At 51.0% G+C, this 25938-nt stretch carries 20 protein-coding genes; 9 read left to right on the forward strand and 11 right to left on the reverse strand.

From position 1 onward, the window contains the following. Positions 1-1117 (forward strand): phospholipase D-like domain-containing protein (locus ACZCED_RS20035; protein ID WP_464861540.1); only part of this gene is annotated, 1117 nt, incomplete at its 5' end. A gap of 414 nt (positions 1118-1531) precedes the next feature. Here ACZCED_RS20035 and ACZCED_RS20040 read toward each other — a convergent pair. Together ACZCED_RS20040 and ACZCED_RS20045 are read right to left on the reverse strand one after the other, a co-directional pair. Next, positions 1532-2434: a tyrosine-type recombinase/integrase gene (locus tag ACZCED_RS20040; RefSeq protein WP_464861541.1), complete on the reverse strand. Its 903-nt coding sequence runs from the start codon at positions 2432-2434 to the stop codon at positions 1532-1534. Then, positions 2391-3470: a tyrosine-type recombinase/integrase gene (locus tag ACZCED_RS20045; protein WP_464861542.1), complete on the reverse strand. Its 1080-nt coding sequence runs from the start codon at positions 3468-3470 to the stop codon at positions 2391-2393. Before ACZCED_RS20045 ends, ACZCED_RS20040 begins: the two co-directional genes overlap by 44 nt. Positions 3471-4114: 644 nt before the next feature. Here ACZCED_RS20045 and ACZCED_RS20050 point away from each other — a divergent pair. The 8 genes from ACZCED_RS20050 to ACZCED_RS20085 all read left to right on the forward strand — a co-directional run bounded on the left by ACZCED_RS20050 (position 4115) and on the right by ACZCED_RS20085 (position 13598). Next, the gene (locus ACZCED_RS20050; RefSeq protein ID WP_464861543.1) at positions 4115-4849 is read left to right on the forward strand and encodes a FadR/GntR family transcriptional regulator; all 735 of its coding nucleotides are present in this window, start codon (positions 4115-4117) and stop codon (positions 4847-4849) included. 95 nt (positions 4850-4944) lie between these two features. Beyond that, positions 4945-6402, forward strand: coding sequence for a trimethylamine methyltransferase family protein (locus tag ACZCED_RS20055; protein ID WP_464861544.1), 1458 nt, complete (start codon positions 4945-4947; stop codon positions 6400-6402). 42 nt (positions 6403-6444) lie between these two features. Further along, positions 6445-7752: an NAD(P)/FAD-dependent oxidoreductase gene (locus ACZCED_RS20060; RefSeq protein WP_464861545.1), complete on the forward strand. Its 1308-nt coding sequence runs from the start codon at positions 6445-6447 to the stop codon at positions 7750-7752. A 189-nt stretch (positions 7753-7941) separates the two neighbouring features. After that, positions 7942-8931: an ABC transporter ATP-binding protein gene (locus ACZCED_RS20065; RefSeq protein WP_464861546.1), complete on the forward strand. Its 990-nt coding sequence runs from the start codon at positions 7942-7944 to the stop codon at positions 8929-8931. Beyond that, positions 8888-9901, forward strand: coding sequence for an ABC transporter ATP-binding protein (locus tag ACZCED_RS20070; protein ID WP_464861547.1), 1014 nt, complete (start codon positions 8888-8890; stop codon positions 9899-9901). The genes ACZCED_RS20065 and ACZCED_RS20070 overlap by 44 nt, the downstream gene beginning before the upstream one ends. An 83-nt stretch (positions 9902-9984) precedes the next feature. Continuing rightward, on the forward strand, positions 9985-10938 hold the full coding sequence (locus tag ACZCED_RS20075) for an ABC transporter permease (RefSeq protein WP_464861548.1): 954 nt from the start codon (positions 9985-9987) through the stop codon (positions 10936-10938). Then, the gene (locus tag ACZCED_RS20080) at positions 10938-11885 is read left to right on the forward strand and encodes an ABC transporter permease (RefSeq protein WP_464861549.1); all 948 of its coding nucleotides are present in this window, start codon (positions 10938-10940) and stop codon (positions 11883-11885) included. Before ACZCED_RS20075 ends, ACZCED_RS20080 begins: the two co-directional genes overlap by 1 nt. 72 nt (positions 11886-11957) lie before the next feature. Then, positions 11958-13598 (forward strand): ABC transporter substrate-binding protein, encoded by a 1641-nt coding sequence (locus ACZCED_RS20085; RefSeq protein ID WP_464861550.1) that lies wholly within the window; start codon positions 11958-11960, stop codon positions 13596-13598. 979 nt (positions 13599-14577) lie between these two features. On the opposite strand, the gene ACZCED_RS20090 is transcribed toward ACZCED_RS20085, so the two are convergent. The 9 genes from ACZCED_RS20090 to ACZCED_RS20130 form a co-directional block, all read right to left on the reverse strand. Continuing rightward, the gene (locus ACZCED_RS20090; protein WP_464861551.1) at positions 14578-14931 is read right to left on the reverse strand and encodes a LytR/AlgR family response regulator transcription factor; all 354 of its coding nucleotides are present in this window, start codon (positions 14929-14931) and stop codon (positions 14578-14580) included. A 273-nt stretch (positions 14932-15204) separates the two neighbouring features. Beyond that, on the reverse strand, positions 15205-15984 hold the full coding sequence (locus tag ACZCED_RS20095; RefSeq protein WP_462969055.1) for a LytR/AlgR family response regulator transcription factor: 780 nt from the start codon (positions 15982-15984) through the stop codon (positions 15205-15207). A gap of 473 nt (positions 15985-16457) precedes the next feature. Then, positions 16458-16733 carry a hypothetical protein gene (locus ACZCED_RS20100; RefSeq protein WP_464861552.1) on the reverse strand — a complete coding sequence of 92 codons (276 nt, stop codon included), beginning with the start codon at positions 16731-16733 and terminating at the stop codon, positions 16458-16460. 388 nt (positions 16734-17121) lie between these two features. Next, a complete protein-coding gene (locus ACZCED_RS20105; protein ID WP_464861553.1) occupies positions 17122-20331 on the reverse strand; it encodes an ATP-binding protein in 3210 nt (1069 codons plus the stop codon). Positions 20332-21316: 985 nt separating this feature from the next. Continuing rightward, on the reverse strand, positions 21317-21730 hold the full coding sequence (locus tag ACZCED_RS20110; protein WP_462969058.1) for a GNAT family N-acetyltransferase: 414 nt from the start codon (positions 21728-21730) through the stop codon (positions 21317-21319). Positions 21731-21805: 75 nt separating this feature from the next. Continuing rightward, the gene (locus ACZCED_RS20115; protein ID WP_464861554.1) at positions 21806-23221 is read right to left on the reverse strand and encodes a pyridoxal phosphate-dependent decarboxylase family protein; all 1416 of its coding nucleotides are present in this window, start codon (positions 23219-23221) and stop codon (positions 21806-21808) included. Between the two features lie 202 nt (positions 23222-23423). Further along, positions 23424-24377, reverse strand: a complete 954-nt coding sequence (locus ACZCED_RS20120; protein ID WP_464861555.1) for an FG-GAP repeat domain-containing protein — start codon at positions 24375-24377, stop codon at positions 23424-23426. A gap of 28 nt (positions 24378-24405) precedes the next feature. Next, positions 24406-24774, reverse strand: a complete 369-nt coding sequence (locus tag ACZCED_RS20125; RefSeq protein ID WP_464861556.1) for a cupin domain-containing protein — start codon at positions 24772-24774, stop codon at positions 24406-24408. A 38-nt stretch (positions 24775-24812) separates the two neighbouring features. Further along, entirely contained in the window at positions 24813-25586 is a 774-nt protein-coding gene (locus ACZCED_RS20130; RefSeq protein WP_462969062.1) for a hypothetical protein, read from the reverse strand. Between the last annotated feature and the right edge of the window lie 352 nt (positions 25587-25938).

Here is a 25938-nt window from a genome sequence, read left to right on the forward strand (position 1 = left end):
AGATGCAGGCCGAACCTCCCAGTTTGTGAGTCGTTTTGGCTCTGTGACCCGTCGAATGCACAATAAATCGTTTACGGTTGACAACCAGGTTACCATCCTCGGGGGACGCAATATCGGCAATGAATACTTTGATGCCGATCCAGATCTGGCCTTTGCCGATCTTGATGTGATGGCCATTGGGCCGGTGGTCAGAGAAGTCTCTTCTGTTTTTGACCGCTATTGGAACAGTGACTTGGCCTATCCTGCCTCAGTACTTCTCAAGGGCGATCCGCCGAGCCCAGAAAATGTCGAAGAATTGCGGTGGATGCTGAACAAATATGTGGCCGATCAAACCGATTCTGAATATCTGCTGGCGCTACGTAATTCCGACCTGGCCAACAAAATTCGAAAAGACCAGATTGAATTCCGGTGGGGAGATGCAGAGGTCGTGTTCGACCAGCCGGAAAAACTTCTTCACGACTTCGACGAAACCCAATATCATCTTGCGCCTATGCTAAAACCCTATTGGGAAAGGGTTGAAAAAGAGTTGATCATATTTTCTCCATATTTTGTACCCGGCAAGGAGGGAACCACTTTCTTGACTGAGCTGGCCCAGCGCGGGGTTCGGGTGCAAATCTTGACCAATTCCCTGGCCTCAAACGATGTTGGGTTGGTGCATGCCGGATATAAAAAATACCGCAAGAAGCTGCTGCGCGGCGGGGTCCAGCTTTATGAGTTGAGCAAAAAATTGACTCGTGAACAGCGTAAAGAAAAAAAAGGTGCGGATGGCTCGTCCAAGGCCAGCCTGCATGCCAAATCGTTTGTCTTCGACCGAAAACAAGTCTTCATCGGCTCTTTGAATCTCGATCCCCGGTCCGTAAAGCACAACACTGAAATCGGTATGGTGCTGAAAGTACCTGAAATCGCCGAAGAGATGGCAAAGCGGTTTGAAGAGAACATTGAACAGTTTGCTTTCCGGTTGGAATTAAAAAAGGCCGCAAACGGCTACGACCAGATTTTTTGGAACGGTTGGGAAAAGGGGGAAGAGGTGGTTTATACCCATGAGCCCCACACAGGCTTTTGGCGGCGGCTTGGCATCGGTTTTATGAGTATTTGGCCAATTGAATCGCAATTATAATAGTAAAGATGTAACATACATCATGGATGAAACGAAGCGGGTAAGTGTTACACCTGAACTAACTGGTTAATGAAAATTGCTCCTTAACGTCAGCATTATCGCACCTCCCCTGAATTCAGCCCGTACTTATATCAAATAATTTTTCATGCAGAACGAATTAATCGAAAAAGGTAAAGGTTTTCAGCGTCAATAAAACAGCCTCAGATAGAGCTGCACGCCGGCATAGTTGAATCCAATTCAACATTGCCTTTCAAGTCGATTCCCGGCCAGTCTGCACCGAGCTGGCTTTCCGGCTGACCACCATATGGTGTGCTCGGCCTTTTTATGTGCCAGTGCCAGCTACTGGCTATACGTAACAAATGCTGATTTTTCTATGTATTTAGGTGGTTTAGGTAGTGTTATCGTGTTCCATTTCTATGGGCTTGTCAAGCCCTTTTCAAACAACCCATGTCTTTGCATCACCTCTCCGATCGCCTTATGGTAATCCCGCTGCACCTTGAGGTTGCTGACTTTGCAGTAACGTTGCGTGGTCTTGATACGAGAATGCCCCAGAAGGTCCTGGATGGTTACCAGGTCGGCATCGGCATTGAGCAGCTGCGTAGCCATCGTATGCCGCAATTGATGACACGAGACCTTTAGCCCGGACTTTTTGGCATAATATTCCATGCGTTTCTGGATGCCGCGAACAGAGATGGCTTTGCCTTTATATGTCCCTTTCTCTACGAGGAAGACTTTGCGTACCCGTGAAGAAGGGCGCACACGAAGATAATCGACTAAGGCATGCAAGGCATCCCGGCTAAGGTAAACGATGCGATCTTTGCGCCCTTTGCCCTCATAGACAATGAACTGTAGCCGTTTTAAATCTAACGCTGACAATGTCAAATTGGCCACTTCTTCCACCCGCAATCCACATCGTAACATCAGCATGAACATCGCCCGGTCCCGGTAATTGTCGATAACCGTAAACAAATGAGCTACCTGTTCGTCCCTGAGATAGCGGGGAAGCGGACGAGAGAGCCGCAGGGTGTAGCCCCGTTTTACCGGATGGACCATCGCCACCCGTTCTTCGTGGATTAAAAAGTTGTAAAAGCCACGGATGCTATCCAGGTGACAGTTGATCGTTTTTGGGGACGACCGCCTGTCAAGCAGATGGTCAATATAGCTCAGCAGGATCCGGTGGGTTACTTGTTCAATGGGAACATCCACCCACAAAATGAACTGACGCAGCGTATGCATATAATTTCTGATCGTGTGCGGTGAGTAATTGCGTCGTTTAATAAACCGCCGGTATTGAATGATCGCGTCGGTAATGGCCACCGATCCCCTCCTTTTCGATGATTTGCATGGCTTTAAAATATTCGTCTCTACGCGTGTTGTCGGTCAGTCTGGCATAACGCCGGGTCATCTCGATGCTGCTGTGCCCAAGCAGCTGTTGCAGGCACTCTAAACGCATGCCGGCATTGAGCAATTCGCTGGCAAAGGTATGGCGCAGGGCATGTAGCGTGTATCCTTTGTGAGTCAGTCCGGCCTTCCTGAGGTACTTGATAAAGACGATCCGTGCGGCTTCATAACTGAGTGGTCTCCCGCCATGACCACTGAAGATATAGTCACTGGTGCTCTTTTTTGCCTTTAACCAGCGCTTGAGGGCAGTCACGGCATCGTTGCTAATGTAAACGACACGGCCAACACGGTTTTTCTGGGCTTCGAAGATGTCGATGCGCTTTTCGGCCAGATTAATGTCGATCAGTTTGGTGTTCAGTAACTCACCGATACGCATACCGGTGCGCAACAGGGTCAAGATCAAGGCACGATCTCTTCGGTTCGCAATCACTTTTAACAGGCAACGGATATCTTCCGGATCAATTGCGCGCGGCAGCGTATCAGGGAGTTTGATACGAATCTTACGATTGAGAACCTTTGGATGAATGACTTCGCGGTCAGCAAGAAATTGAAGAAAGGCGTATATCGCTCTAATCCGTGTATTGACGGTGGTAAGGCTCATCCCCCGATCTTGTTCATGCTCAACGTAGGCTCCGATATCATCTCGCACAATCGTTTCGATGTAACAGCGACCATTCGCTATGAGAAATGTGATAAAAGCGAAAAGGGTTGCCTCATAACTTTTGATGGTGCTTTTGCTGAGGCGTCTGCGATACAGGTAGGAAAAATAGCGACGGATCAGTTTTTTTCCGAACAGGTCCTTTTCGGACAATCGACCCAAGAATTCTTCAAGACCTGGGGGACAGCTCGTTTGGTTGGCAGTCAGAGGAACGGTTCGTTCGGGACGGTCATGGGGAAGTGGATAACCGTGTCGATTATCCGATCTAATGGAAATTGTATCGAGGGTCATCATGCTGTCTCCTTTCTAATTTCCATAGAAAAATCAGACAGATGATGACTTTTGGACCATTTTTAGTCAATCATCATTTTGTTACGTACAAGTAAACCCAAATTTGGCGGGTGTCCGATTTTGTGGGATAGCCATAACATACTTATTTGGCAAACCGCACTCCACCCCTCGTTCATCGGTTCCAGCTATTCCAATTTTATATTTAGATAAAAGCCAAATTAGCGTGGTCATGATGGACTGAGAATTTGTTTTATTCGTAAGAAACTCATCTTTATCAATCTCACCTTTGGCAGATCGTATTATTAACAGTTATTCAAAAGCTTTCTATGTGAAGGCATCAAGGCCGCTCATTCAGAATTTATCCTTTGCGGTCTGTGCATTGGCAGAAAGTCTCGACGACCTATACTGTCGTCTGGCAGTAGAAAAAACCTAATTCATTAGTGTGACAGCTGAACTATCCCCGTTCGCCTGCGATCGGGTAGAGATTATTTCTTACCTAATCAAACCGAGGTTAGGAATTCTTTGATACTATACCATCAAATAAAATTGAATGACATTCAACAAATACCCGTTGACAATAGAATATTAGGTTAATAAATATCAAATTATTAAACAATTTGACCCGAATCATTTTCAGCACTTGCCAAATGACCGTATTTAAAAAGCAAAAATCTATTGGTTTGGTTGAAAACCTCGTTAATCAGCTTGAAAATGCCATATTGTCCAGGAGCTTCGAGCCTGGTGAAAAATTGCCCTCTTCCAGTGAACTTGAAGCTTGCATGGGGGCAAGCCGAGGAACACTTCGTGAAGCCCTTCGCATTTTACAACAAAAGGGCTTGTTGGAGAGCAGAGTAGGCGTTAAAGGTGGTATTTTTGTCCGTGAAGCCAATACCGACCCTGTAACCGAGGGGCTGGCTCAGCTGATTCGGCTCCAAAAAATCTCTCTGGATGATTTGGCTGAATTTCGCCAGGTCATCGAATCTGGTCTTATCCGTCTGGTGGCTAAACGCATAAAGGATGCCGATATTAAAATTCTGCAAGGATATCTGCCAATTCTCCAGACACAAACACTGCGAGGCGCCGATGGATGGCATGGGTTCTTAGAAATTGAAGTTGACTTACGAAAGGAGCTGATACGCATCGCCGGAAGCCTCTTGTACAAAGCGGTACTCACTCCTATCCATGAGAATATCTTTAGTTATGCCGCACCTTATATCTCAGGTGAAGACGCCAATGTGGAAGAAGCGATGGAAGATTGGACTCAGATTGTAAATGCACTGGCAAACGGCGACACAAACAGGGCGGTATTCTACACCCGAGACCATATTAAGCGTTATGCCTGCAGGATGAAACAAGGTGTAGCCAAAAAAAACAAAGGTTGATCCTCGGTTTCCCAAAGCCTTCAATCAGCAATTAAAAGATTTATTTAAATTTATTAAGAAGAATTATTTGAGGAACACATTAGGAGGGATAACGGATGATCCAGACAAATCAAACATTGAAAGCGAGTCCACGATTTCGGATGCTGACTGAAGACCAGGTTGAACGGATCACTCGCGCTTCCTTCGAGATTTTGGAAAAAGTCGGTTTTAAGGTTCTGCATTCAGGCGTGCGAAAAATGTTACGATCGGCAGGAGCTATTGTTAAAGACGATTCCGTTAAAGTCCCGGAATTCATTATACGTGGCTGCCTTTCGACGGCACCCAAAGGCTGGACAGTATACGATCGACAAGGTTCTCGCGCTTTGGATGTATCCGGCCGGAATAGTTACTACGGTACATCAACAGCCAGCCCTAATACCAAGGATGCGTTGACCGGGGAGTACCATGAAACACGGGTGGAAGACCTGAATCGTGCAGCCCGCATAGCAGACGCTTTAGAAAACATCGATTGGGTCATGCCAATGGGCTCGGTCCAGGATGTTCCCGCCAACGCCGCAGAATTACATGAATTTTTTTCTACTGTCACCAATACAACCAAACCTATCGTTTTTTTAGCCTATTCACCCCGTGGGACCGAGTTAATTTACGATATGGCCGCTGCAGTTGTTGGTGGTGAAGATATCCTCAGAGAAAAACCCTTCCTGATTCTCTATCCGGAATCGATTTCGCCACTAATCATGCCGCAAGAAGTAGCTGATCGCATTTTAATTGCAGCCGATAGATGTCTGCCACAAATGATGGGGCCAACCATCCAGCCGGGAGGCACAGGGCCAGTAACGATGGCCGGGGCGGTAGCTCAAGGCGTGGCAGAATCATTGTTTTGCGTCGTAGTCGCCCAATTACGCCGGCCGGGATGCCCGGTTGGTTTAGGATGCAACTTTGGCATCCTTGACATGGCCCAGGCGTTGATGAGCATCGGTGCACCAGAAATGAGCCTGGCCCTATCCGCGCAGGCCGAGGTTTCACAAGCTTTGGGTCTGCCTACCTGGGGCTTGGCCGGCGCAACAGATTCCAAATGTCTGGATGCCCAGGCCGGGGCTGAATCGGCCTACCACATTCTGGCTCAAGGGTTAGCCGGTTTGAACCTGATCCATGACGTGGGGTATATGGATATGTCAATGGCCTGTGCGGTTGAGCAGCTGATTTTGGGCAACGACATCATCGGCATGACGAAAAGACTGTTGAATGGCTTCGAGGTGAGTGACGAGCATCTGGCGATCGATGTTATCTCAAGGGTCGGTCCGGGTGGTCATTTTCTGCAGCAGCGGCATACAATGAACCATTTTCGGAACGAGCTTTGGAGATCGAAGATATTCACTCGACAAGCCATGGAAAACTGGAGGGAAACCGGATCAACGGATGTGGAGGCTCGTGTCAGGGAGGAGATCAGGTGCATTCTGGAAACCCACCAGCCGCCTTCTTTGTCAGAAGGTGTATTGGTCGAAATGGAACGGATCAAGACCGAAGGTGAAAAGGAGCTTGTCATTCGGTAAAACGTTGTATTCTTTTATCTACCAGAAAGGGGATTAAAGGCCATGTCCAATAAATACGATGCCATTGTCATCGGCGCAGGTATAATCGGCGCCTGCGTGGGGTTCGAATTGGCTAAGCGGGGCAAACGGGTGCTCAATGTGGATAAACTAGCCGCATCGGGAATGGGATCCACCTCCGGGTCCTGTGCCATCATTCGTTTACACTATTCAACACCTGACGGCGTTGCCATGGCCAGGGAGGGTTACTATTACTGGCTGGATTGGCCAAAGTATCTCGGCACCGTGGACCCGACTGGCATGATTAAATACATCAACACAGGGTGCCTGGTGATAAAGACCGAAAAGAACAATTATCTGCAAAAGGTCATGACCGCTTTAGATAAACTGCATGTCGTTTACGAGGAATTGGATACAAAAGGTGTCAAAAAGCTGATACCCGTCGTCGACACCAAACAGTTTGGCCCGCCCACAATATCAAGCGACCCGCGTTTCGGCCAATCGACTGGGGAGGCAATCGCCGGAGCAATCTACATCCCCGAATCCGGTTTCATATCTGATCCCAAGCAGTCGGTTCACAATGTCCAGATCGCCGGTGAGAATGCAGGGGGAAAATATCTCTTCAATAGCCAAGTGGCTGAAATCTTAAAAAAGAACGGTCGTTGTGCCGGGATCAAACTGGCTGACGGTACCGAGATCGAAGCCCCGGTGGTCGTCAACGTTGCCGGGCCTCATTCTTATCAGATCAACCAGATGGCCGGTGTCCTTGACGGCATGAACATCAAAACCAGGCCGCTTAAGCAGGAAGTTTGCCATGTTCCGGCTCCAGATGGAATTGATTACAACTATTTAGGCACCCTCATCTCGGATGGAGACATAGGATGCTACTCAAGACCAGAGTTGGGTAACAACATCCTCATCGGATCCGAAGATCCTGAATGCGATGCCCTCGAATACGTCAACGATCCAGACGGCTACAACACCAATTTTACCGAACAGTGGACTACCCAGGTCATGCGTGAAGCCCAGCGAATCCCCAAACTGAGTATTCCCAACCAGCCCAGCGGGATAGTGGATCTTTACGACGCCTCTGACGACTGGCTCCCGATTTATGATAAATCCGACCTGCCCGGTTTTTACATGGCTGTCGGCACCTCGGGCAATCAATATAAAAATGCACCGGTGGCGGGTGTGCTGATGGCAGAATTAATCGCGGCCTGTGAGAACGGACACGACCATGACCGGGAACCGGTAAAATTTACTATGCACTATACAAAGCGGACCTGCGACATCGGTTTCTTCAGCCGCTTGCGAAAAATAAATCCTGATTCCAGCTTTTCGGTTATCGGTTGAACTGAAGCTACGTAAAGACATCAACCGGATATCGAGAAAATAATTTGACATCTTGACCTTTTCGGTGCCTGTTAATGGGTATACACGAACAGCCGAAATGACAACATACGAACATTACTCATGGCTTTACGTGAACCATTGATCATACTGTAATCAGAGCGACGTTTACGACAGTTATCGACTGAAGCTATGCAGCCAAATGAAATTCTTTTGGAGGTCAGAAACCTTCAGACTTACTTTAAAGTCCGAGAGGGCGTCGCCAAAGCGGTGGATGGTGTTTCTTTCCAACTACGCCGGGGCGAAACCTTGGGCTTGGTCGGCGAGAGCGGCTGTGGCAAGACTGTTTCGGCACTCTCGATCCTCAAACTGCTGGATTCACCACCGGCCGAATATCATTCCGGTGAGATTATTTTCGACGGACATGATCTTTTAAAGACCAGCGAATCCGGGATGCAGCGTATTCGTGGCAATACCATTTCGATGATTTTCCAGGAGCCGATGACCTCTCTAAATCCTGTAATTTCGATCGGTTCACAAATCGAAGAAGTACTTCTAAACCACATGCGGTTGAACACATCCGCAGCACGTCAGCGAACACTTGAACTGTTGAACATGGTTGGTATTCCGTCTCCAGAGAGCAGGATCAACGAATATCCGCATCAACTTTCCGGAGGCATGCGTCAGCGCGTGATGATAGCCATCGCTTTGGCGTGTAATCCTAAAGTGTTGATTGCTGATGAGCCGACAACAGCACTAGATGTCACCATTCAGGCCCAGATCCTGGATCTAATGCAAGAGCTTCAAGCTGATCTGGGAACAAGCATACTCCTGATTACCCACGATTTGGGTGTGATTGCCGAAACCGCTGACCGTGTTGCGGTCATGTATGCTGGCCTGATTGTAGAAGAGGCAAAAGTCCAAACGATCTTCAAGAACCCTCTTCATCCTTATACTCAAGGGTTACTGCGCTCTATTCCAAGAATCGACGAAGAGCAGCGACCGCATCGACTGACTGAAATTCCTGGACGAGTCCCTAACCTTTTCCTTTTACCAGAGGGTTGCTCGTTTATTGATCGCTGTCCGGTTGCTATCGATCGCTGCAAGTACGAAATTCCGGAACTGGTGCAAATCGAAAATGGCCATTTCGTCCGATGTTGGTTGCATGACGGGAGTTTATAAATTGGCTCGAAATCTGCTGGCAGTGAACCATCTGGTAAAACACTTTCCTATCAAACGGGGAATGTTTTCGCGTGTTGTCGGGCGTGTCCATGCGGTTGATGGGATTAGCTTTGAAGTCCAAGAGGGCCAGACGCTTGGATTGGTGGGGGAGAGTGGCTGCGGAAAGACAACCGCCGGCAAAACCATTCTTAAGCTGATCGAACCGACAGCTGGAACCATACACTACAACGGGGACGACATCACTGCCTACAATCGGGCGCAAATGAAACAGTACCGTCAGCAGATGCAGATCATCTTTCAGGATCCCTTTTCTTCGCTGAATCCGAGGCATTCTGTTGGATCCATCATTGCTTCTGCCCTGGAAATCCATCATCTTGTCCAGCCTAGTGAAAAGGAGGACAGGATTGCGGATCTGCTTCGCAAAGTGGGTCTGTCGGCAACTGTCATGCGGCGATATCCCCATGAATTTTCTGGCGGGCAACGCCAGCGGATAGGCATTGCACGCGCGCTTGCGGTCAACCCTCGCTTGGTGATTGGAGATGAACCTGTATCGGCGCTTGATGTTTCCATTCAGGCCCAAATTCTCAACCTGCTGGAAGATTTGCAGGATGAAATGGGACTTACTTATATACTGATCGCACATGATTTAAGCGTAATCCGTCACATCGCGAATAAAATTGCTGTGATGTACCTGGGTAAAATTGTTGAAATGGCTTCACGAGAAGAACTTTATCATAATCCTTTGCATCCCTACACCCGTGCGTTGCTGTCGGCCGTTCCCATACCGGACCCGGAACGAAAGCGCCAACGGATTATTCTCAAAGGAGACGTGCCGTCCCCGATCAACCCGCCGCTTGGCTGTCATTTTCACCCAAGATGTCCACAACGTTTTGAACCCTGTAATCAAGTCATACCAGAGTCTAAAACAGTGTTGGAGGGCCATGAAGTGGCGTGTCTCCTTTACAAGTAGGACGGTTGTTGTTTTGAACTGGATCGGTTGTCGGACATAAAATCCATAAAGGATATTGCACCAGGATTGAACAGGAGTTGGATGTGTTCCAATTCATTTTAAAAAGATTGCTGCAAGCCATTCCACTGCTGATTGGGGTTTCGATAATTGGCTTTGCCATGATGCACCTGGCGCCCGGGGGTCCCCTGGCAGTCTATACCCTGAACCCAACGATTACAGCTCAAGACATCGAACGGATCAAACATGTTTTCGGTCTAGATCAGCCGATCTATATCCAGTACCTGAAATGGGCGGCAGGGATGTTCACGGGCAATTGGGGAAACACTTTTTTTGGTGGGCGCCCGGTATTGGATGTCATCCTTGAAAGAATGCCAGCCACCTTTTTATTAATGGGCTCCGGCATGTCAGTGGCTGTCTTGATCGGCATGCTTATAGGAATCTTAGGGGCGGTCAGGCGTTATTCGGTGTTTGACTATCTAGCGACGACCGGTGCAATGGTGGCTCTCTCCTTTCCAACCTTTTGGTTCGGGTTAATGACTATTTTCATTTTTTCTCTTAAGCTCGGCTGGCTTCCGTCAGGAGGTATGTTTACACTAGGGGGGGAGGAGGACATCCTCGATTTAATTAGGCACCTCATCCTACCGACGGTTGTGTTGGCCCTGGTTCTGGTAGCCCAGTGGAGCCGATATACCCGTTCAAGCTTTTTAGAAGTTATCCACCAGGACTATATCCGTACCGCCAAGAGCAAGGGCCTTTCGGATGGCCGCGTGCTCTTTCGCCACGCATTTCCCAACGCCGTGTCGCCACTGATTGCCCTTGCAGGAGTCCAATTACCCTGGCTTTTTTCAGGGGCACTGGTTACAGAAACGATTTTTGGTTGGCCTGGAATGGGACGTCTATTCGTCGATTCGCTAACAATGAAGGAGTACCCGGTGTTGATGGGAATGATTATGATCACAGCCGCTGCCGTGATTATCGGGAACCTGTTGGCGGATATAATTAATGCACTTATAGATCCCAGGATACGGTTGGAATAATGACCCACAATCAGCCAACGCCAAGTGATTCCGCCCAAACAACAGCGCGGAGCAGCAGTCAGGTGAAGATAGCCGTCAATGGAATACCGATAAGCTATTATGAGAGCCAAACCCGACGTATTTGGCGCCGGTTCATGAGGCATCGTTTAGCGGTGATCGGTGGATGTGTAGTGCTGCTACTGTTGTTCATGGTGGTGTTTGCCAACCTTCTGTCGCCGCATGATCCATTATCTCTAGACACGCAACGGCGATTTATTCCTCCATTGACCAACGTTTCTTTTGTTTTGGGAACGGATGAAATGGGGCGGGACTTGCTTAGCCGGCTATTTTACGGAGGCCGAATTAGCCTCGTGGTGGGCGTGGCCGCCATGTTTGCCACCATCGTCACGGGACTGCTGATCGGTTTGATCGCCGGGTTTTATGGTGGTCGCGTGGATAATGCCTTGATGCGCTTTACCGATACCATGCTATGTTTTCCGCAGGTGTTTCTGCTGCTGGTACTGGCGGCTTTCATCACCCCGACTGTGATATCGATTGCTCTTATCATCGGATTGACATCTTGGATGGAAGTTGCGCGCATCATTCGTGCCCAAATCCAATACATCAAGGAGCAAGACTTCATCCAAGCCGCATTTGCTCTGGGTGCTTCGGAGTCACGTATCATGTTTAAAGAACTATTGCCTAATGCAATTGCACCCGTATTGGTGTCTGCTACGCTGAATGTGGCCAACGCTGTCTTGATGGAGTCCTACATCAGTTTTCTTGGATACGGCATTCAACCCCCGTTGGCCAGTTGGGGGAATATGTTAACCAATGCGCAGTCATATTTCGATCTAGCTCCATGGCTGGCAATTTTACCAGGTCTGATGATCACACTCACGGTCATGAGCTTCAACTTTCTGGGGGATGGACTGCGTGATGCCCTCGATCCACGCTTGAGAATGTAGCTTGATATCAATCCGGAAACGGTTTGTTTAGGAATACCTACCCAGCAACCACAACAGTCAAAGGAGAGGTCTATGAGCAATCACAGAATGACACGTAGAAATTTTATCAAGACCACTGGTATCGCAGTAGCGGGTAGTGCTTTTCTTGGTACCGGCCTATTGCCAAACCGAGCGTGGGCCGCCAAAAACAGCGTTATTGTTGGCATGACCCAGGAACCAGTCAACTTTAACCCTTTACTTTACGTCAACTCGGGGACAGAGGAGGTTCCCGAGGCGTGCATGTTCGATGCCCTCTGGGATGTGAATGATATGGGTCAGTTTATACCCAATTTGGCCGCACGGGTGCCGACATACGAAAACGGCGGTATATCCCCGGACGGATTGGTGTGGAAAATTGAGCTCAAGAAAGGGGTCAAATGGCAGGACGGAGCGTCCTTTACAGCTAAGGATGTGGAATTCACATACAAAACAATCGTGAGGCCGGACGTCGCCATTCGTTCACGTTCCGGCTTTGATTTGATCGCCGACTTTAATATCCTGGACGATCAAAACGTGGAGATCATTCTGGCCAAACCCTACGTCCCATTCGCCTGGGCTTGGCAGAAAATGCACATTGTGCCAGAACACATTTTGTCTAAGGTCGGCGATATCAACACGGCGGCGTTTAATACTAACCCGATTGGAACCGGACCTTATAAACTGGTCAAGCGGGTGGCTGGCAGCCATATGATTTACGAAAAAAACCCTGACTACCATCGCGGTGCGCCAGCTATAGACAAGGTTATCCACAAGTTCGTTCCCGATCAGACTGTAGCCTACACTCAATTTAAAACGGGCGAAATCGATGTTTTCGGTCTGCACGGAGTACCGCCAGAGCGCTTCGAGGAATCGCGCAAGCTTTCTGATCGGGATGCGCTTGAAACGCCTGCACCCTGGGTTGAGTTCGTATATTTCAACTGCGGCAAACCGCAATTTCAAGAGAAAGTAGTTCGCCAGGCCCTATATTACGCAATCGACAAAGAGAAGTGGATTAAGGACATCTATTATGGCCTTCCGCCAAGGACACTATCCTATCTGCACCCGACACATTGGGCATATAATCCAAACCTTGAAGACCCCGGCTACGATCCACGCCGGGCGGTGGAAATGCTGGAAGGCGCCGGATGGAAGAAGGGTGCCGATGGTATCCGAGAGAAAAACGGTGTGAAATTGAATTTTTCGATGTCCACCACGGCCGGGTCCAAGGCGCGTGAACAGGCCCAGGCAATGATCCAGTCCAACTGGAAGGAGATCGGCGTCGTTATGGAAATAAAAAACATGCCGGCCTCGGTGGTCTGGGGTGAGTACACAACCAATAGTCATTTTGACACGCTGATGGTCGGTTGGGAACCCACGGTGGGAATGGATCCCGACTACGCGGCCCGATGTCACTCCAAACAGATACCGGTCAAATACGGAACCGGTTCCAATTACGTGCAATATGAAAACCCTGACCTCGACAAGCTGTTGGATGAAGGGGTACTGATCTCCGACATGGAGAAACGCAAGGCGGTATATCACAAAATCCAGGCCATCCTACACGAAGACGTACCGTTTGCCCCAATTTTTGCGTACATGTTTATGTACGGAAAAAAGAGTGACTTGAAGGGCTACAAGATCAATCCGTATGTCACCGACATAACCTGGAACATCCAAGATTGGTCATGGGGATAGAGGTTGTTCGATGGCCGTCTGAACGGTTATCTAAAAACGGCATATGCGCGAGGAAAAAAGTAAATCAGATTTCAGCGGCCTAACGCTCCTTTCACTTACCTATCGAACATGTTGAAACAAATGCAAACTTATTAGAAACAAACGCTATTGCCTTCAAATGACTGCTGAAGAAAGGCGGGGAAAACGATCCGTAATCTCCCCGCCTTTTAACTTTGAGAGTTGAATTGTAGTGAGTTGATCAAAAAAAGCCAAGGATTCAAGTTGATAGTTAGTGTTTCTGGTTCACAAATAGTTTGCTGGCCGCCCCCTGAACCAGAAAAGCAGGTTTAGCAAGAGCAAATAGATTCAGTTATTAACAATTATATAAAAAAGTGGCTATCTGTCACCCAAGACAGAATCATCCAACTTGATTTGATGGCAAGTAACCTCAGGTTTTTAAGCCGGGGAAGGAATATAAGGCGCGGGTTAATCGCTGAGATCCAAATCCATAAATTGGCTCTCCAAACAAAAATCCATTCAGATTATCAAAATCTATCCTTATACTTATAATAATTCCTTTGTGTTGGATCTGTGGCAAGTAATCTGCCGTTATCGTCAACCCGGATTTTGTGAGATAGCCAGAACAAACTTTGCCGGTTGCTTGATTTTCTAAACCTTCTTTTGCAGACTTTTTAATATTTCTGTATATTTATTTGCATTTGCATCCGCTCCTGCTTTCACACCCTTACTTGATTGGTCCCTTGATTTTCTAACGTATCGTCTTAATTATCTGATATTAATTTGAAGAATGAAATTGGAAATAATGCGGAGTAGAAATGATCCCAGAGACAGATCAGTACTGTGCGGGTCCGAACGGACACGACGAACATCTTGGATGAAGGACTTAACTTCTTGTGGTCGAATCGGTTGGGTTCCCATGAACGTTTTTATTATCAGACCCTACCGCTGGCGTTCAACAACGAAAAAATAGTCCGGTAAACTAAGGTTTGCCTGAAAAAGCGCGCTTTTCCTTATCGAGAAGAGCGCAAAGGCTGTCAGGAGATATTGGCTTCATGAGGCACTCGGCGCAGTCAAACGTACACGCTTTTTTGGCATGTTTCTCATGCGCGGTGATAAAGACGACGTGCTTATCCGGGGAGATGTCGGGCAGGAGGTCGAAGCCGCTGCCGCCGCGCAGTTCCACATCCAGGAAGATCAGGTCGGGATTCTTCTCAATAATCAGCTCGCGGGCCTCATCCACCTTGGCGGCTTCCGCGACCACCTCTATTTCCGGATCCTGACTGAGCATGTAGCGCAGGTCGTCCCGGATAAAGGGTTCATCGTCGATTATCATCGTCTTGAGACTCATGGCGTTGCTGGATTAGTGGATGTGCGTATTTAAGATCAATATCTGGCAGGATCTATAATTTTATCAAACCACCCGGCCGGCCCAAATGGTAGCGAATTATGTTAAACGATAGGAACGGCGTTTCGAGCGGCATGAATGATAAAAAAATGGGGGTTGTCAAGACATTCAAGGCCGCATTTGATTCATGCGTCCGTCTTTCCCGTGCCCGACTCGCCGAATCCGGATTTGCATCCCATCAGCCATCCTATTTCCGGCTTGTCAGCTGACGGGACGGTTTGCGGGCAAACGCAATTTCCCCCACTCTTCCATCACCTGCCGGAGTCGCTGATCCGCCCGGCGACTGACAGTCAGGGGGTCCGGCTGATCCTTGATGAACACCCGGCAAGCACCGTTTTGTTCCTTACGAATGCAGTCGATCCAGTTGATGTTGATCATGTGTGAGCGGTGGATACGGATAAAGGGCGGGTGCGGCAGGCACCTCTCCCACTCGGCCAGGGTCCGGCGTACCAGACGGCTGCACCCGTCGCCCGTGCAGACAGCTGTGTAATTGCCGCCCTGCGCCGTTACGGCCGAAATGGATTCGAGTGGGACGAAGCGCTGCTCCTTTTCCGTTCGAATAAATATGGGGTCGTCGGCCCGCAACGGGTGGGTCTGAGCCGAATCGGTCTCGGAAGGGGTATTATTTACCGCAACCCGTTCCAGTGATTTTGCTAAACGTTTGGCGGATACCGGTTTGAGGAGATAATCCAGGGCATTGACTTCGAAGGCCCGGACGGCGAACTCATTGTGCGAAGTAAAGAAGATGATGTGACAGGCGGGCGCCGCATAGGGAACCAGATCGAAGCCGTTGCCACCCATCAACTGAATATCCAGAAACAGCAACTGCGGTTTGATTCTGGACAGGAGACTCCTGCCTTCGCCGACAGTGCCCGCCTCTCCGATTATCGATATCTCCGGATGCGCCCGCAACAGGTAGCGCAGATCGTCCCGGGCAAGGGCCTCGTCATCGATGATGGCAGCTTCAAGGGGTGGGTTCATGGTTTCCGCATTGGGATATGGTTACAGTAATGATCATAAAATAAGTGAGCTGGATGCGTCAAGGATCGTGGTGCCACTTGGCCCTCCGGCCTGCTGGTTGCCCGTCTTCAGTCAAAAATTTAGAATGAAACGAATGATGACATGGTTCAGGGTGAATCGATACATGAAAGTCGTGGAATGACCGTCACTCTTCGGCCTTTCTTCAGCATATCAACCTATATATTTATTGACGCCCCTCACGATCCTTGCACTCGGAAAAAGGAAAAACTCGGCCTAAACAGCCGGGTTTATATGGCATTATGATCGCCACTCAGTTGCTTTTCTTTTAAGAAGCTTATGGTGTTTCAGTTTCAGTCAGCTGGTATTTAAGAAACCCTGCCGCACCGTGCGGACCTCGTTAAAAAAAGGAAGGAACCCGTCTCCAAAGGTTCCTTCCCAATGCATCAGGAATTTGGAGGTGCCAATGATATGGGTCATTGAGCTTTCCTGATAACAATATTCGTTTTATTCTCTTTTTTCTTTTGACGGAAAAAGCCTTCCAGTATTTTTTTACCAAAGGATTTTTTTGGTTTTTCGAAGTCACTATAAAATTGTGGAAAGCTTTCATGACTGCAATTAGGACAAAGAATTTTAATTAACTCAGAGGGTGAATTACTAACAATCTCTGCCCATCCGCCATCTTCAAAGTTGACTTTACCGCAAGATATGCAAATAAAGCTATCTCTCCTAAGCATAATCGCCCCAAACATTTAGAATTGATCGGATCGAATCAATAACTCAGAATTTGGTCCTTTGAATAGTGCTATCCCGTATTTGTTTTTGTTCGATTCTATGAGCAATTCGAACTGCCGAACCCGGAGTTATAGTATAGAGTAACCGTTACCATCGTATCGATCGGTATTGAACTGCTTAGTGCTGAGCGGCAGGAATTTTGTGTTGAACGGCGACTGATCGAATTCGTCACTACCACAGGTCGCGCGGCTTGCCCTCCTTTGGTGTCCGGCAGGGGAACGAGAGGCGATTTAGAATGATGGTGTTTGCATTTCCAAGGCAGCGATCTGCCTTGGATGAACCCAACGAGTTCAGGGCCAGGAGAAGCCCACCAACCTGAAAGCTTCGATCAATAAACCGCACATTTCAAGCTGGAGCAATGGGAATATCGATCTCGATCCGCACCCAGCCATCGTCCGCCCGTCGGGAAAAGGTGTGGTCCCCGGGGAACAGGATCGCCAGGCGTTCTTTCACGTTACCCAAACCGATGCCCGTGGAGCTTCCGTTGGCACCGGGGCTGCGATCGACCCAGCGGCCGGTATTGGCTACCCGTAAGCGCAGCCGGCCGTCACCGCGCCATGCATCCACCCAGACATTCAGCTTGTCCGGGGAGGTCGCGGCGCCGTACTTGATGGCGTTTTCCACCAGGGGTTGCAGGATGACAGCGGGCATGGTCTGTTCTTCGGCATCCGGCGCCAACGTGATGGCGACCTCTAGGTAGTTTCCCAGACGAACCTGCTCAATGGCCAGGTAGGTCTCTACGAGTTCGATTTCCTTCCTGACGCTGCACCACTCCACATCGCCCCGGGACAGGGTACGACGACAGTACTCCGCCAGATAGGAAACCATTTCTCTTGCCGTATCCCGGTTCGAGACGACCGCCCCGCGAATGGAGGCCAGTGCGTTGAGGATAAAATGTGGGTTGAGCTGGTAGCGCAGCTTCTCCAGATCGGCTCTTTCGGCACGCAGGCGGGCATCTTCTCTTTTCTGCCTCTGCTCGGCGACTTCGATTTCCAGGAGCTGCTTTTGCATCAAATGAGCGTATGCCTCCTTAAGATCCAGATGGCTTCGCACCCTGGAGATCAATTCGTCCTTGAAAAACGGTTTGGGCAGGTAATCGCTGGCCCCGGCGTCGAAGGCCTCCACCAAATCCGCGACATGCTTTTTGGCTGTCAGCATGATGATGGGCAGTTCCGATGGGGAGAAGCTTTTGCGCAGTTCGCGGCAGACCTCGTACCCGGTGATCCTCGGCATCATGATGTCCAGCAGCACGATCTGGGGCGTTTCGCCGTTTTCGATCATTTCAAGGGCAGCCATGCCGTCGGCGGCGGTCCGGAAGGAGATCGTCTCTATCAGTAAATGGTTGGCCACCACCTGGCGATTGACGGGATCGTCATCCACGATGAGCACCTGATAGGATTGGCCGTCGGAGGTGGAACTCTCTGTGGTCAACGGTGGTTCTTGCTCTTCAACAGAGAGAATGTTTCCATTGGTCGTGGCAATGTATTCGGTCCGTGAGACTTCCGGAAGAAGTTTAATCTCCGGCTTGCCGTCGCTCACCGGCAGGGTGAAGTGGAAGGTGGCGCCTCTGTCGACCTGCGATTCGACCGTTATCTCACCGCCATGGAGCTCAACCAGATGCCGGGTGATAGAGAGGCCCAGCCCGGTTCCGCCGTACTCCCGCGATGTGGATGCGTCGGCCTGTTCGAAAGACTTGAAAATGGTCTCGAACTTCCCTGCAGGTATGCCGATGCCGGTATCTACAATGGAGACGCACACCATGGTATCCACCTGCTTCGCGGTGACGCGCACTTCTCCCACTTTCGTAAACTTGATCGCATTGCCCACGAGATTGTAGAGGATCTGCTGGAGTCTGTCCTCATCGCCCTCCACAAAAGGAAGATCTTTTGGAATGGCGTTGACCAGATTCACCTCTTTCTCTCCGACCACCGCCCGGCTCACGGAGAGCACCAGATCGGTCAGGGCATATAGATCGACCGGTTTTTTCGAGATTTGAATATCACGGCCCCGCAGCCTGGAGAAATCGAGGATGTCGCCCACCAGTCCGGTCAGCCGCCTGGCGCTGGCGAATATCATGGACAGATTGTTCTTGGCTGTTGGCGACAGCTTTCCGGCCGCCCCTCGCATGAGCGATTCGGTGATGCCGATGATGCCGTTCAGGGGCGTGCGCAATTCATGGGAGGTGTTTGCCAGGAAGGCGTCTTTCATCCGATCCATGCGGGAAAGAGCGATATTCTTCTCGCCCAGCTCCATGGAGAGTCGCTCCACCTCGGAAAACGAACATGAAAACTGCCGGGCCAGGATGAAGGACTGGCAGAGGATCATACCAAAAAAACCGAACCCGAGCAGGCGGCGTGTTGAATGAAAAGTAGTCACCTCCAGAAGGTCATGGACGCCGCACGACAGGAGCAATATGAGACTGGCCAGCATGAAATACGCGTTCGGCCGTTTACGAATGGCGGCAACAATCACGATGGTGGTGATATAGATCATTATTGCAAAAAATAGTATTTCAAACGGTCGCCACGTGTGATGGTACATCTTCCTGGCCAGAATCTCGAAGGCCCGAACGTCCGAAAAAACGTGCATCAGGATTTTGACCAGCAGCCAGCTCGCTCCTGCCAGTTGACTCATCCGCACGGCAATTGGCGAACACTCCCGGGGATAAAGAGATCGTACATACATGACCATGAATGGTGGCAGCAGGTAGAACAAAACATCGGTCATATAATAGACAGTCAGCCATGACGATCCGTTTATGATGACCGCTTTCCAGTAAATCTGGCCTGCACCGTTGACGGCCGACCAGAATCCATACAGGAGGCAGATCACACTGAAATAGAGATAGGTTTTATCCTTTTTCTGGAAAAGATAGAGAATGGCATGATAAAGCCCCATGAATAACAGGATCCCAAGGATAGAAATCTCGATGCTGGCCCGGAGGGCATTATCAAATCGAAAATCTTTGTATTTTCCGATAGAAATTTTAAAGAACGTACCGTAATGCGGATATAAATTGAAGTTGGCGGCCTGGACCACAAATTCCCGGATTGGACCCTCCCCTTCGGCCGGGTGGGTAGACGGGGCACCGATGCTTTCACATACCGTATCGGCGCTGGTGCCCATTTCACCGACCTCCGTCAGCAGTTCGCCGTCCAGCCAGATTTTCCGGGCACCGATTGAGTTGACAATCTGGATGACCAGCGGAACATCGTCATCAGGCAGACGGATCTTCAACCTGAAGGTTGCATAGCCCCGATAGGTAATGGGAACGCCGTTTATGACCTGACCGATCCATTTACTGGGGACGGGGAAAAAACCAGTTCGTTTGGGGAGGACGGAGTTGGAGAAATCCTCCGGGGAAAGAAGCTGGTGCCAATAGATCTCCCATTCCCCATTTAAGGCCACCGGACCGTTTGTTTCAAAATCCCATCCCAAAAGATCCATCATGCCTTGCGCCGCCTCAAACGTGCGCACGCTGTCATTGCATCCGCAAAAAAGAGTGATCAGCGGGATCGCAACCAGCAGCAGATGGGAATAGATCGCTTGTCTCACAATGCAATTCGCACTTTTCGGGATTCGATACAGGCACCGGTCTGCCATCAAAATGAGATAAAAGCCGCCGGAAAATTCAACTGTAATTGGGAATAAATCATGCTAACACGAATACTTAGGGGCGTCAAATTACGGTGATTGATTATCGCTGTACACACGCGGAGCGGATTGACGGTCACCCCAACGGTTGAATAAGTATTGGCTCTGCATATGGACCGCCTGTTTCTGGCGAGTCGATGAATGCACGCAGGTGGTGGATCCAAGCCATCCCCTTCGCTGTTTGCGCCCCGATGTATAATTATTCCGTGATCCTCCGTGGCCACGATTGATAATCGTTTGAAAACTTTTATCTGCATGTGTAGATAAAACCATAGGGACCAAAGTCCAGCACATCGATGACCCGAAGCACGTGCGGCGGCAGCGGAGATCCTGAGGATACGCCCAAATTTTTCGCTTGAAAAATATATAAAGAGAATTCCACACAAGGATCAAACTGTTTATGAACGCTACGTTGACGCTATGCACAAGGCAGGGCTGAAATTAGGGCTACAAAAACTATTCCCCTTTTGTGGAAGATTCAGAAAGGAGAGGATTGCCGGATACAATCCTCTCCTATTTTCTTTTTCTTGCGACCACGTTATAGATGATGAAGGTGTTCGCATAGCCAGATCATACAACACGGTTTGTGAAACCGGTGATTACTGCTATTAAAAAAAAGTTTACAAAAGGTATTAAATCATAAAAGCCGACCACAGCATCTGATGGTCAGTCTTTCTCGATTGATAGTTGTGATTATATTTCTACCTCCAGAAAAACGGGCACTGTTTTTTAATTTCCCGACGGCAGCGTCGATTTCAAAACATGAGATATTTCGTGATGTCACTCTCCCACGCGAAGCATTGACCCGTATCCTGACTTTACCAATTGATCCCCCCGCATGCTTGACTGTTTCATCCTGCTTCAAGCAAGTTGGGGAAAAGGTTAGTCACGATCGCCCCGACCTTTTCACCGCCAGCACCCAGGCCTGCGCATGCCGCTGCATGCCGATGTGTGGATAATAGTCGACGGCCTGGGGGGCTGACAGCAAAATGATCGTGCAGCGCTGCCCGAGTTCGGCCCTTGTGCGGGCAATCAGTTCCCTGCCGATGCCCTGCCGCTGGCAATCCCGGTCAACGGCAAGTTCGGAAAGATAGCAGCAGTAGGAAAAATCGGTGACGGATCGGGCGATCCCCACAAGGGTCTCGCCCTTCCAGGCGGTGATGGTCAGGTCGCCGTTGGCCACCATGCCGGCGATGCAGGCCGCATCGTCGACCGGACGGCGCTGCGCCAGGCCGGACCGTTCGAGAATGTCCACGAACTGCCCGGGGGTGATTGCCGCGTTTTTTTTGTATGTGATCATCTCAGGAACCCAGTTTTGCATCTTCATGGGGCAGCGCGGTCAATGCACGGTGCTTCGGCCGGCAATCATTGGCGCTCATCGACCATCCGTATCGTTCCGCCCGGCTTTCGATCGCGCGTCGACAAACGCCTGCACCGACCGGTCCACATCCTCCGCGGTGGTGACCCAGGAACTGACGCTGATGCGGATGGCCGGTTCGTCTTTCCATTGCGTCCCGCCGCACCAGCAGACGCCCGACACCTGAATGTTCGCCAGTATTGCCAGGGTCTGCGCCGGCGTGTCACCGGCAACCAGGACCTGGTTATAGACCACCTCGTTGAGTATGCGAAACCGGTGGGCGGCCAACTGCCCGGCAAACTGCGCCGCCCGATCGCACATCCCGTCGATCAGTTCCGCGACGCCATTTCGGCCCAGGTACCGGAGGGTCGCCCACAGGTCGACGGCCCGGGCGCGGCGGGACATCTCGGGCACATGCATCATCCCGTCCCGATGCTCGCTGTACTGGATATAGGCGCCGCTGGCCTGCATGGCGGCCACCAGCGACTCCTGCTGCCGGCACAGCACGATGCCGCAGTCATAGGGCGTGTTCAGGGTTTTGTGGCCGTCCACGGACCACGAATCGGCCAGTTCGATCCCCTGTGCCAGGGCCTTTCGGGCAGGGGAGGCCTTCACCCACAAGCCGAAGGCGCCGTCGACGTGCACCCAGGCATTATTTGTCCTGGCCGGGTCGCAGATCTCCTCAAAGGCATCGAAGGCCCCGGTGTTGACGTTGCCCGCCTGGAGGAGCAGCAGGCATCGTTCGTCCAAAACGGGAATCCGGGAAGCGTCGATGCGGCCCTGGCTGTCTGCCGGGATGCGCTCGATGCGATCCTTGCCAAGCCCCAGCAAGGCCAGGGCCTTGAATACCGAACTGTGCGCCTGCCGGCTGACGATCACGCGGATGGGCGGCGCACCGAAAAGGCCCTTGGCATTGACATCCCAGTCCAGCCGCCTGAGCAGCGCGTGGCGGGCCGCAGCCAGGCCGCACAGGGTAGCCGTGGAAGAGCCGCTGACGTAGCCGGCCACGGTGCCGACGGGCAGTTCCAGCAGTTCGCGCAGCCAGTTCTCGCAGACCTGTTCCAGTTTGCCGACAACCGGCGAAATCACGTACAGCGCAGGATTCTGGTCCCAGGTATCCGCCATCCAGCGGGCGGCCAGGGCGGTGGGAATCACGCCGCCGTTGACGAAGCCGAAATAACGGCCGCCGGTCTGGGCCACGGTGGCCGGGGCGCCATAGGTGTTGAGCATCTCCAGTGTGGCGGCTCCGGATTGCGGCTGTTCCGGCAGGGACTCGTCGAAACGATCCAGGTTTGCCAGGGCTTTTTCATTCGGGAAAACCGGACGGTCGTCAACGGCGTCGATGTATTCATATACGTATTGCCTGGCCTGATCGAGAAGTGCTTTGCTATCCCGTTCACGGCGCATGTGAGCGTGAATGCCTGTTCTTTTCATTTCACCACCGAGTCCACACATGATCGTTCAAAACGATTTCACTAAAGTCTATTGAACCCTCCCCGCGGCAAGCCGCGGGGAATCTTCACCGTAAGGATAAAAAGCCGATTTTCAGTTCACTCGCTAACCCCGCCGCAAGCGACGGGGAATGCGCTCGCTGTTGCGGTTCAAGAAAAGCGCAGATCCGTCCTGCTTTGCCGGTTTACTGTTCAATCTGAATTTCATAGTATTTGCCATTTTCCAATCGAAAACGCCAACGGTTCTCCCCCACCGGCACAAGCGACGATCCCAGGGTTCCTGGCAATTGCACCCGGCTCATTTCACGCCATCCGTCGGTTGACCACTCCACCACCATCATCACTCGTCGTGCCTGATTCGGCACCAGCAGGCGATCACGCGGCGCCGCAGCCGCGACCCGCCCAAGGTCGAGTTGCGTGCTTCCGAGCCGGTGAGTACTTACCCCTGGGTATTCCGCAAACAAGGAGAGCGTTGCGTTTTTATATCGATAAAGGCGCAATTGTCCGCCGATGTGGGGGGTGGCGACCAGGGCGATGTCAGTCCACCCATCGCCGTCGAAGTCGCCCACGCCCAGGGGGTTGAGCCACCGGTTGGGCTGACCCAGGAAAGGCGTTTGCGCCATTCGAACCAGACCGCCAGCGACGATGCCATAAACGGCCAGCGATGCCCCGGCGTTGACGTCACTTTCCACCACAATCAACTCGTCCCGGTCGTCTCCGTCAAGGTCGGCGAGGCGGGGTTCCAGGTCCTCGAATACGCGTGAAGCGGGAAGGTCGATCTGCAAGTGTCTCCCGCCGGCGGTTTCCACAACCAGCCGCGAGGCCTCCAGCCGATCGCCCAAGACGCCATGCCGGTATCGATCCGTCGGGCCGGCATACCAGGCAGCGACGATGTTTCGATCGCCTCGGGCGACACGGCTTTGCGGAAGCTGATCCGGCCGGCTTGCTGCCGAAATGTCGATCGATGGCGGCCCGGCGGCATGCAGCTTCAATTCGATGGAATGAACCGTATCCGCACCTGGACAAAATAGCGACAGAAGCAGCGCCGACAGAAAAAAACAGAACCTCCGAATGCGGGTCGTCCGGAACTGATTTGCTCCAGGATTGAATTTCAGGCCATTATGGAAACGCCGGTTCATTTTAATATCCGTGATGGTTTGTCGATGTTCATATCCATACGTTGTCCGCTGCCGTCCGTTCACCGCCGGCGGTCCCTGTGTTGCGCGTACCGGAAGGTTCGACAAGCATGGCCCGGCACTCTTTCCCGGCAGAGGGTTTATGCTCGACCCCTTTGGGCACCACAACCATTTCCCCGGTCTTCAAATCGATGGAACCATCCCGGAAAGCAATGCTCATCTCTCCGTCAAGGACGATGAAGACTTCATCCGTATCATTGTGGCGGTGCCACACGAAGTCGCCCTGAAATTTAACCAGCTTGAAATGATAGTCGTTCATCCGGGCGATGATTTTTGGTTTCCAATGCTCGGCAATTTTGGATAATTTCTCTTTTAGATTGATCGGTTTTACATCCGGCATATTTCCTCGCCATCGGGCAGGTGTTCGTGATCTGGCCGCTATTTTTTCTCTAGGTTGTTTGCCACGTCAATGAGCAGGCTCGCCGTCAGGCGCGAGCGGTCAACGATGCCGGCGAAGCGCTCTTTTTCCTGCACCACCGGTAGGGTGTCCATGTTGAGCGCCTCCATGCGTTGCAGTGCCTGGCGTTTATCGGTCTGTTCGTTCAAGGCATGCTGCCGCCCGATGAATCCGGGCAGTCGGGCGAGCGCCTCCTTGTTGCCGCTGTTCAGCCACTCGGCGAAATCCTTTGCGGTAAACGGCGGACGCTGCGTCTCGAAAAGGGCGGTGAGTAAACGCGCATTGGCCATCCCGAAAAAAGTTCTGTCAGGGTTTTCGAAGATCAGATAGTTGAGGAAGGGCTCCCTGGTGAGTTGCACCAGATAGGATTGAATGGCTTGTCCGTAATAGCCGCCATGGCCAATCACAAAGAGCAACCCCTCGGTCTTGTGCTCGATCAGCCTGGGGATTTCTCCTATGCCTCTTTTCTCATCGATCGCTATGGGTTCGGCGGGAAGCCCCGCAAGGGGTGTGATTTGTGAGGCGATGGCAGAGGTCGACGCCTTGACGAAGGCCGTCTCGATCTTAACCCCGCCTTCTCCGATCTCGAACTTCTGCAGCTTGCCGGTGACCAGAAGAAAGACCACGACGGGAACCACAGCGACGACGATGTCCGCCGGCTTGACTTCGAATCGGCTGTTCTTGGCCCGAATCAGCACAAGCAGGGCGAGGATGAGGACGAAACTGCCAATAGAAAGAGGAATCATGAGGTCCATTTGCCACCTCCATGCATGGATCAGGAATGGTATTAATCTGGGACGATACGGCCTGCATAAACGTTGACGCCATTGTGAGACCATACCCGTTCCCCACGCTTAACAGTCACCTATCAGAATTAAACCGACACGCCCCCACGCACGTTGACCGACAAGGCAAGCGGCGAACAGCTCTGGATCGGCGATTGGCAGGAACGCTAAAAGCGGGTGGAGGGGAACAATAGAGGGTTATCGATTTTCCGGAGTACGGTCAAGCAAATTCCGGGTACCGGATGGTTGCTCCAATAGACGAATGGCGCGGTGCCGTATGAGGTACGGGTAATCGGCGGTCCCACCAAGCGATAGCAGCGGT

It is taken from the genome of Desulfosarcina sp. (genome assembly GCF_055467485.1).

What these genes read in the sequence shown, in the direction of transcription:
- ACZCED_RS20115 (WP_464861554.1), bottom strand. Translation starts at nt 23,221, where the DNA reads ATGAAAAGAACAGGCATTCACGCTCACATGCGCCGTGAACGGGATAGC.
- ACZCED_RS20070 (WP_464861547.1), top strand. Translation starts at nt 8,888, where the DNA reads ATGGCCATTTCGTCCGATGTTGGTTGCATGACGGGAGTTTATAAATTG.
- ACZCED_RS20085 (WP_464861550.1), top strand. Translation starts at nt 11,958, where the DNA reads ATGAGCAATCACAGAATGACACGTAGAAATTTTATCAAGACCACTGGT.
- ACZCED_RS20110 (WP_462969058.1), bottom strand. Translation starts at nt 21,730, where the DNA reads ATGATCACATACAAAAAAAACGCGGCAATCACCCCCGGGCAGTTCGTG.
- ACZCED_RS20090 (WP_464861551.1), bottom strand. Translation starts at nt 14,931, where the DNA reads ATGATAATCGACGATGAACCCTTTATCCGGGACGACCTGCGCTACATG.
- ACZCED_RS20125 (WP_464861556.1), bottom strand. Translation starts at nt 24,774, where the DNA reads ATGCCGGATGTAAAACCGATCAATCTAAAAGAGAAATTATCCAAAATT.
- ACZCED_RS20120 (WP_464861555.1), bottom strand. Translation starts at nt 24,377, where the DNA reads ATGAACCGGCGTTTCCATAATGGCCTGAAATTCAATCCTGGAGCAAAT.
- ACZCED_RS20095 (WP_462969055.1), bottom strand. Translation starts at nt 15,984, where the DNA reads ATGAACCCACCCCTTGAAGCTGCCATCATCGATGACGAGGCCCTTGCC.
- ACZCED_RS20130 (WP_462969062.1), bottom strand. Translation starts at nt 25,586, where the DNA reads ATGGACCTCATGATTCCTCTTTCTATTGGCAGTTTCGTCCTCATCCTC.
- ACZCED_RS20045 (WP_464861542.1), bottom strand. Translation starts at nt 3,470, where the DNA reads ATGATGACCCTCGATACAATTTCCATTAGATCGGATAATCGACACGGT.
- ACZCED_RS20060 (WP_464861545.1), top strand. Translation starts at nt 6,445, where the DNA reads ATGTCCAATAAATACGATGCCATTGTCATCGGCGCAGGTATAATCGGC.
- ACZCED_RS20055 (WP_464861544.1), top strand. Translation starts at nt 4,945, where the DNA reads ATGATCCAGACAAATCAAACATTGAAAGCGAGTCCACGATTTCGGATG.
- ACZCED_RS20065 (WP_464861546.1), top strand. Translation starts at nt 7,942, where the DNA reads ATGCAGCCAAATGAAATTCTTTTGGAGGTCAGAAACCTTCAGACTTAC.
- ACZCED_RS20100 (WP_464861552.1), bottom strand. Translation starts at nt 16,733, where the DNA reads ATGTTTGGGGCGATTATGCTTAGGAGAGATAGCTTTATTTGCATATCT.
- ACZCED_RS20050 (WP_464861543.1), top strand. Translation starts at nt 4,115, where the DNA reads ATGACCGTATTTAAAAAGCAAAAATCTATTGGTTTGGTTGAAAACCTC.
- ACZCED_RS20080 (WP_464861549.1), top strand. Translation starts at nt 10,938, where the DNA reads ATGACCCACAATCAGCCAACGCCAAGTGATTCCGCCCAAACAACAGCG.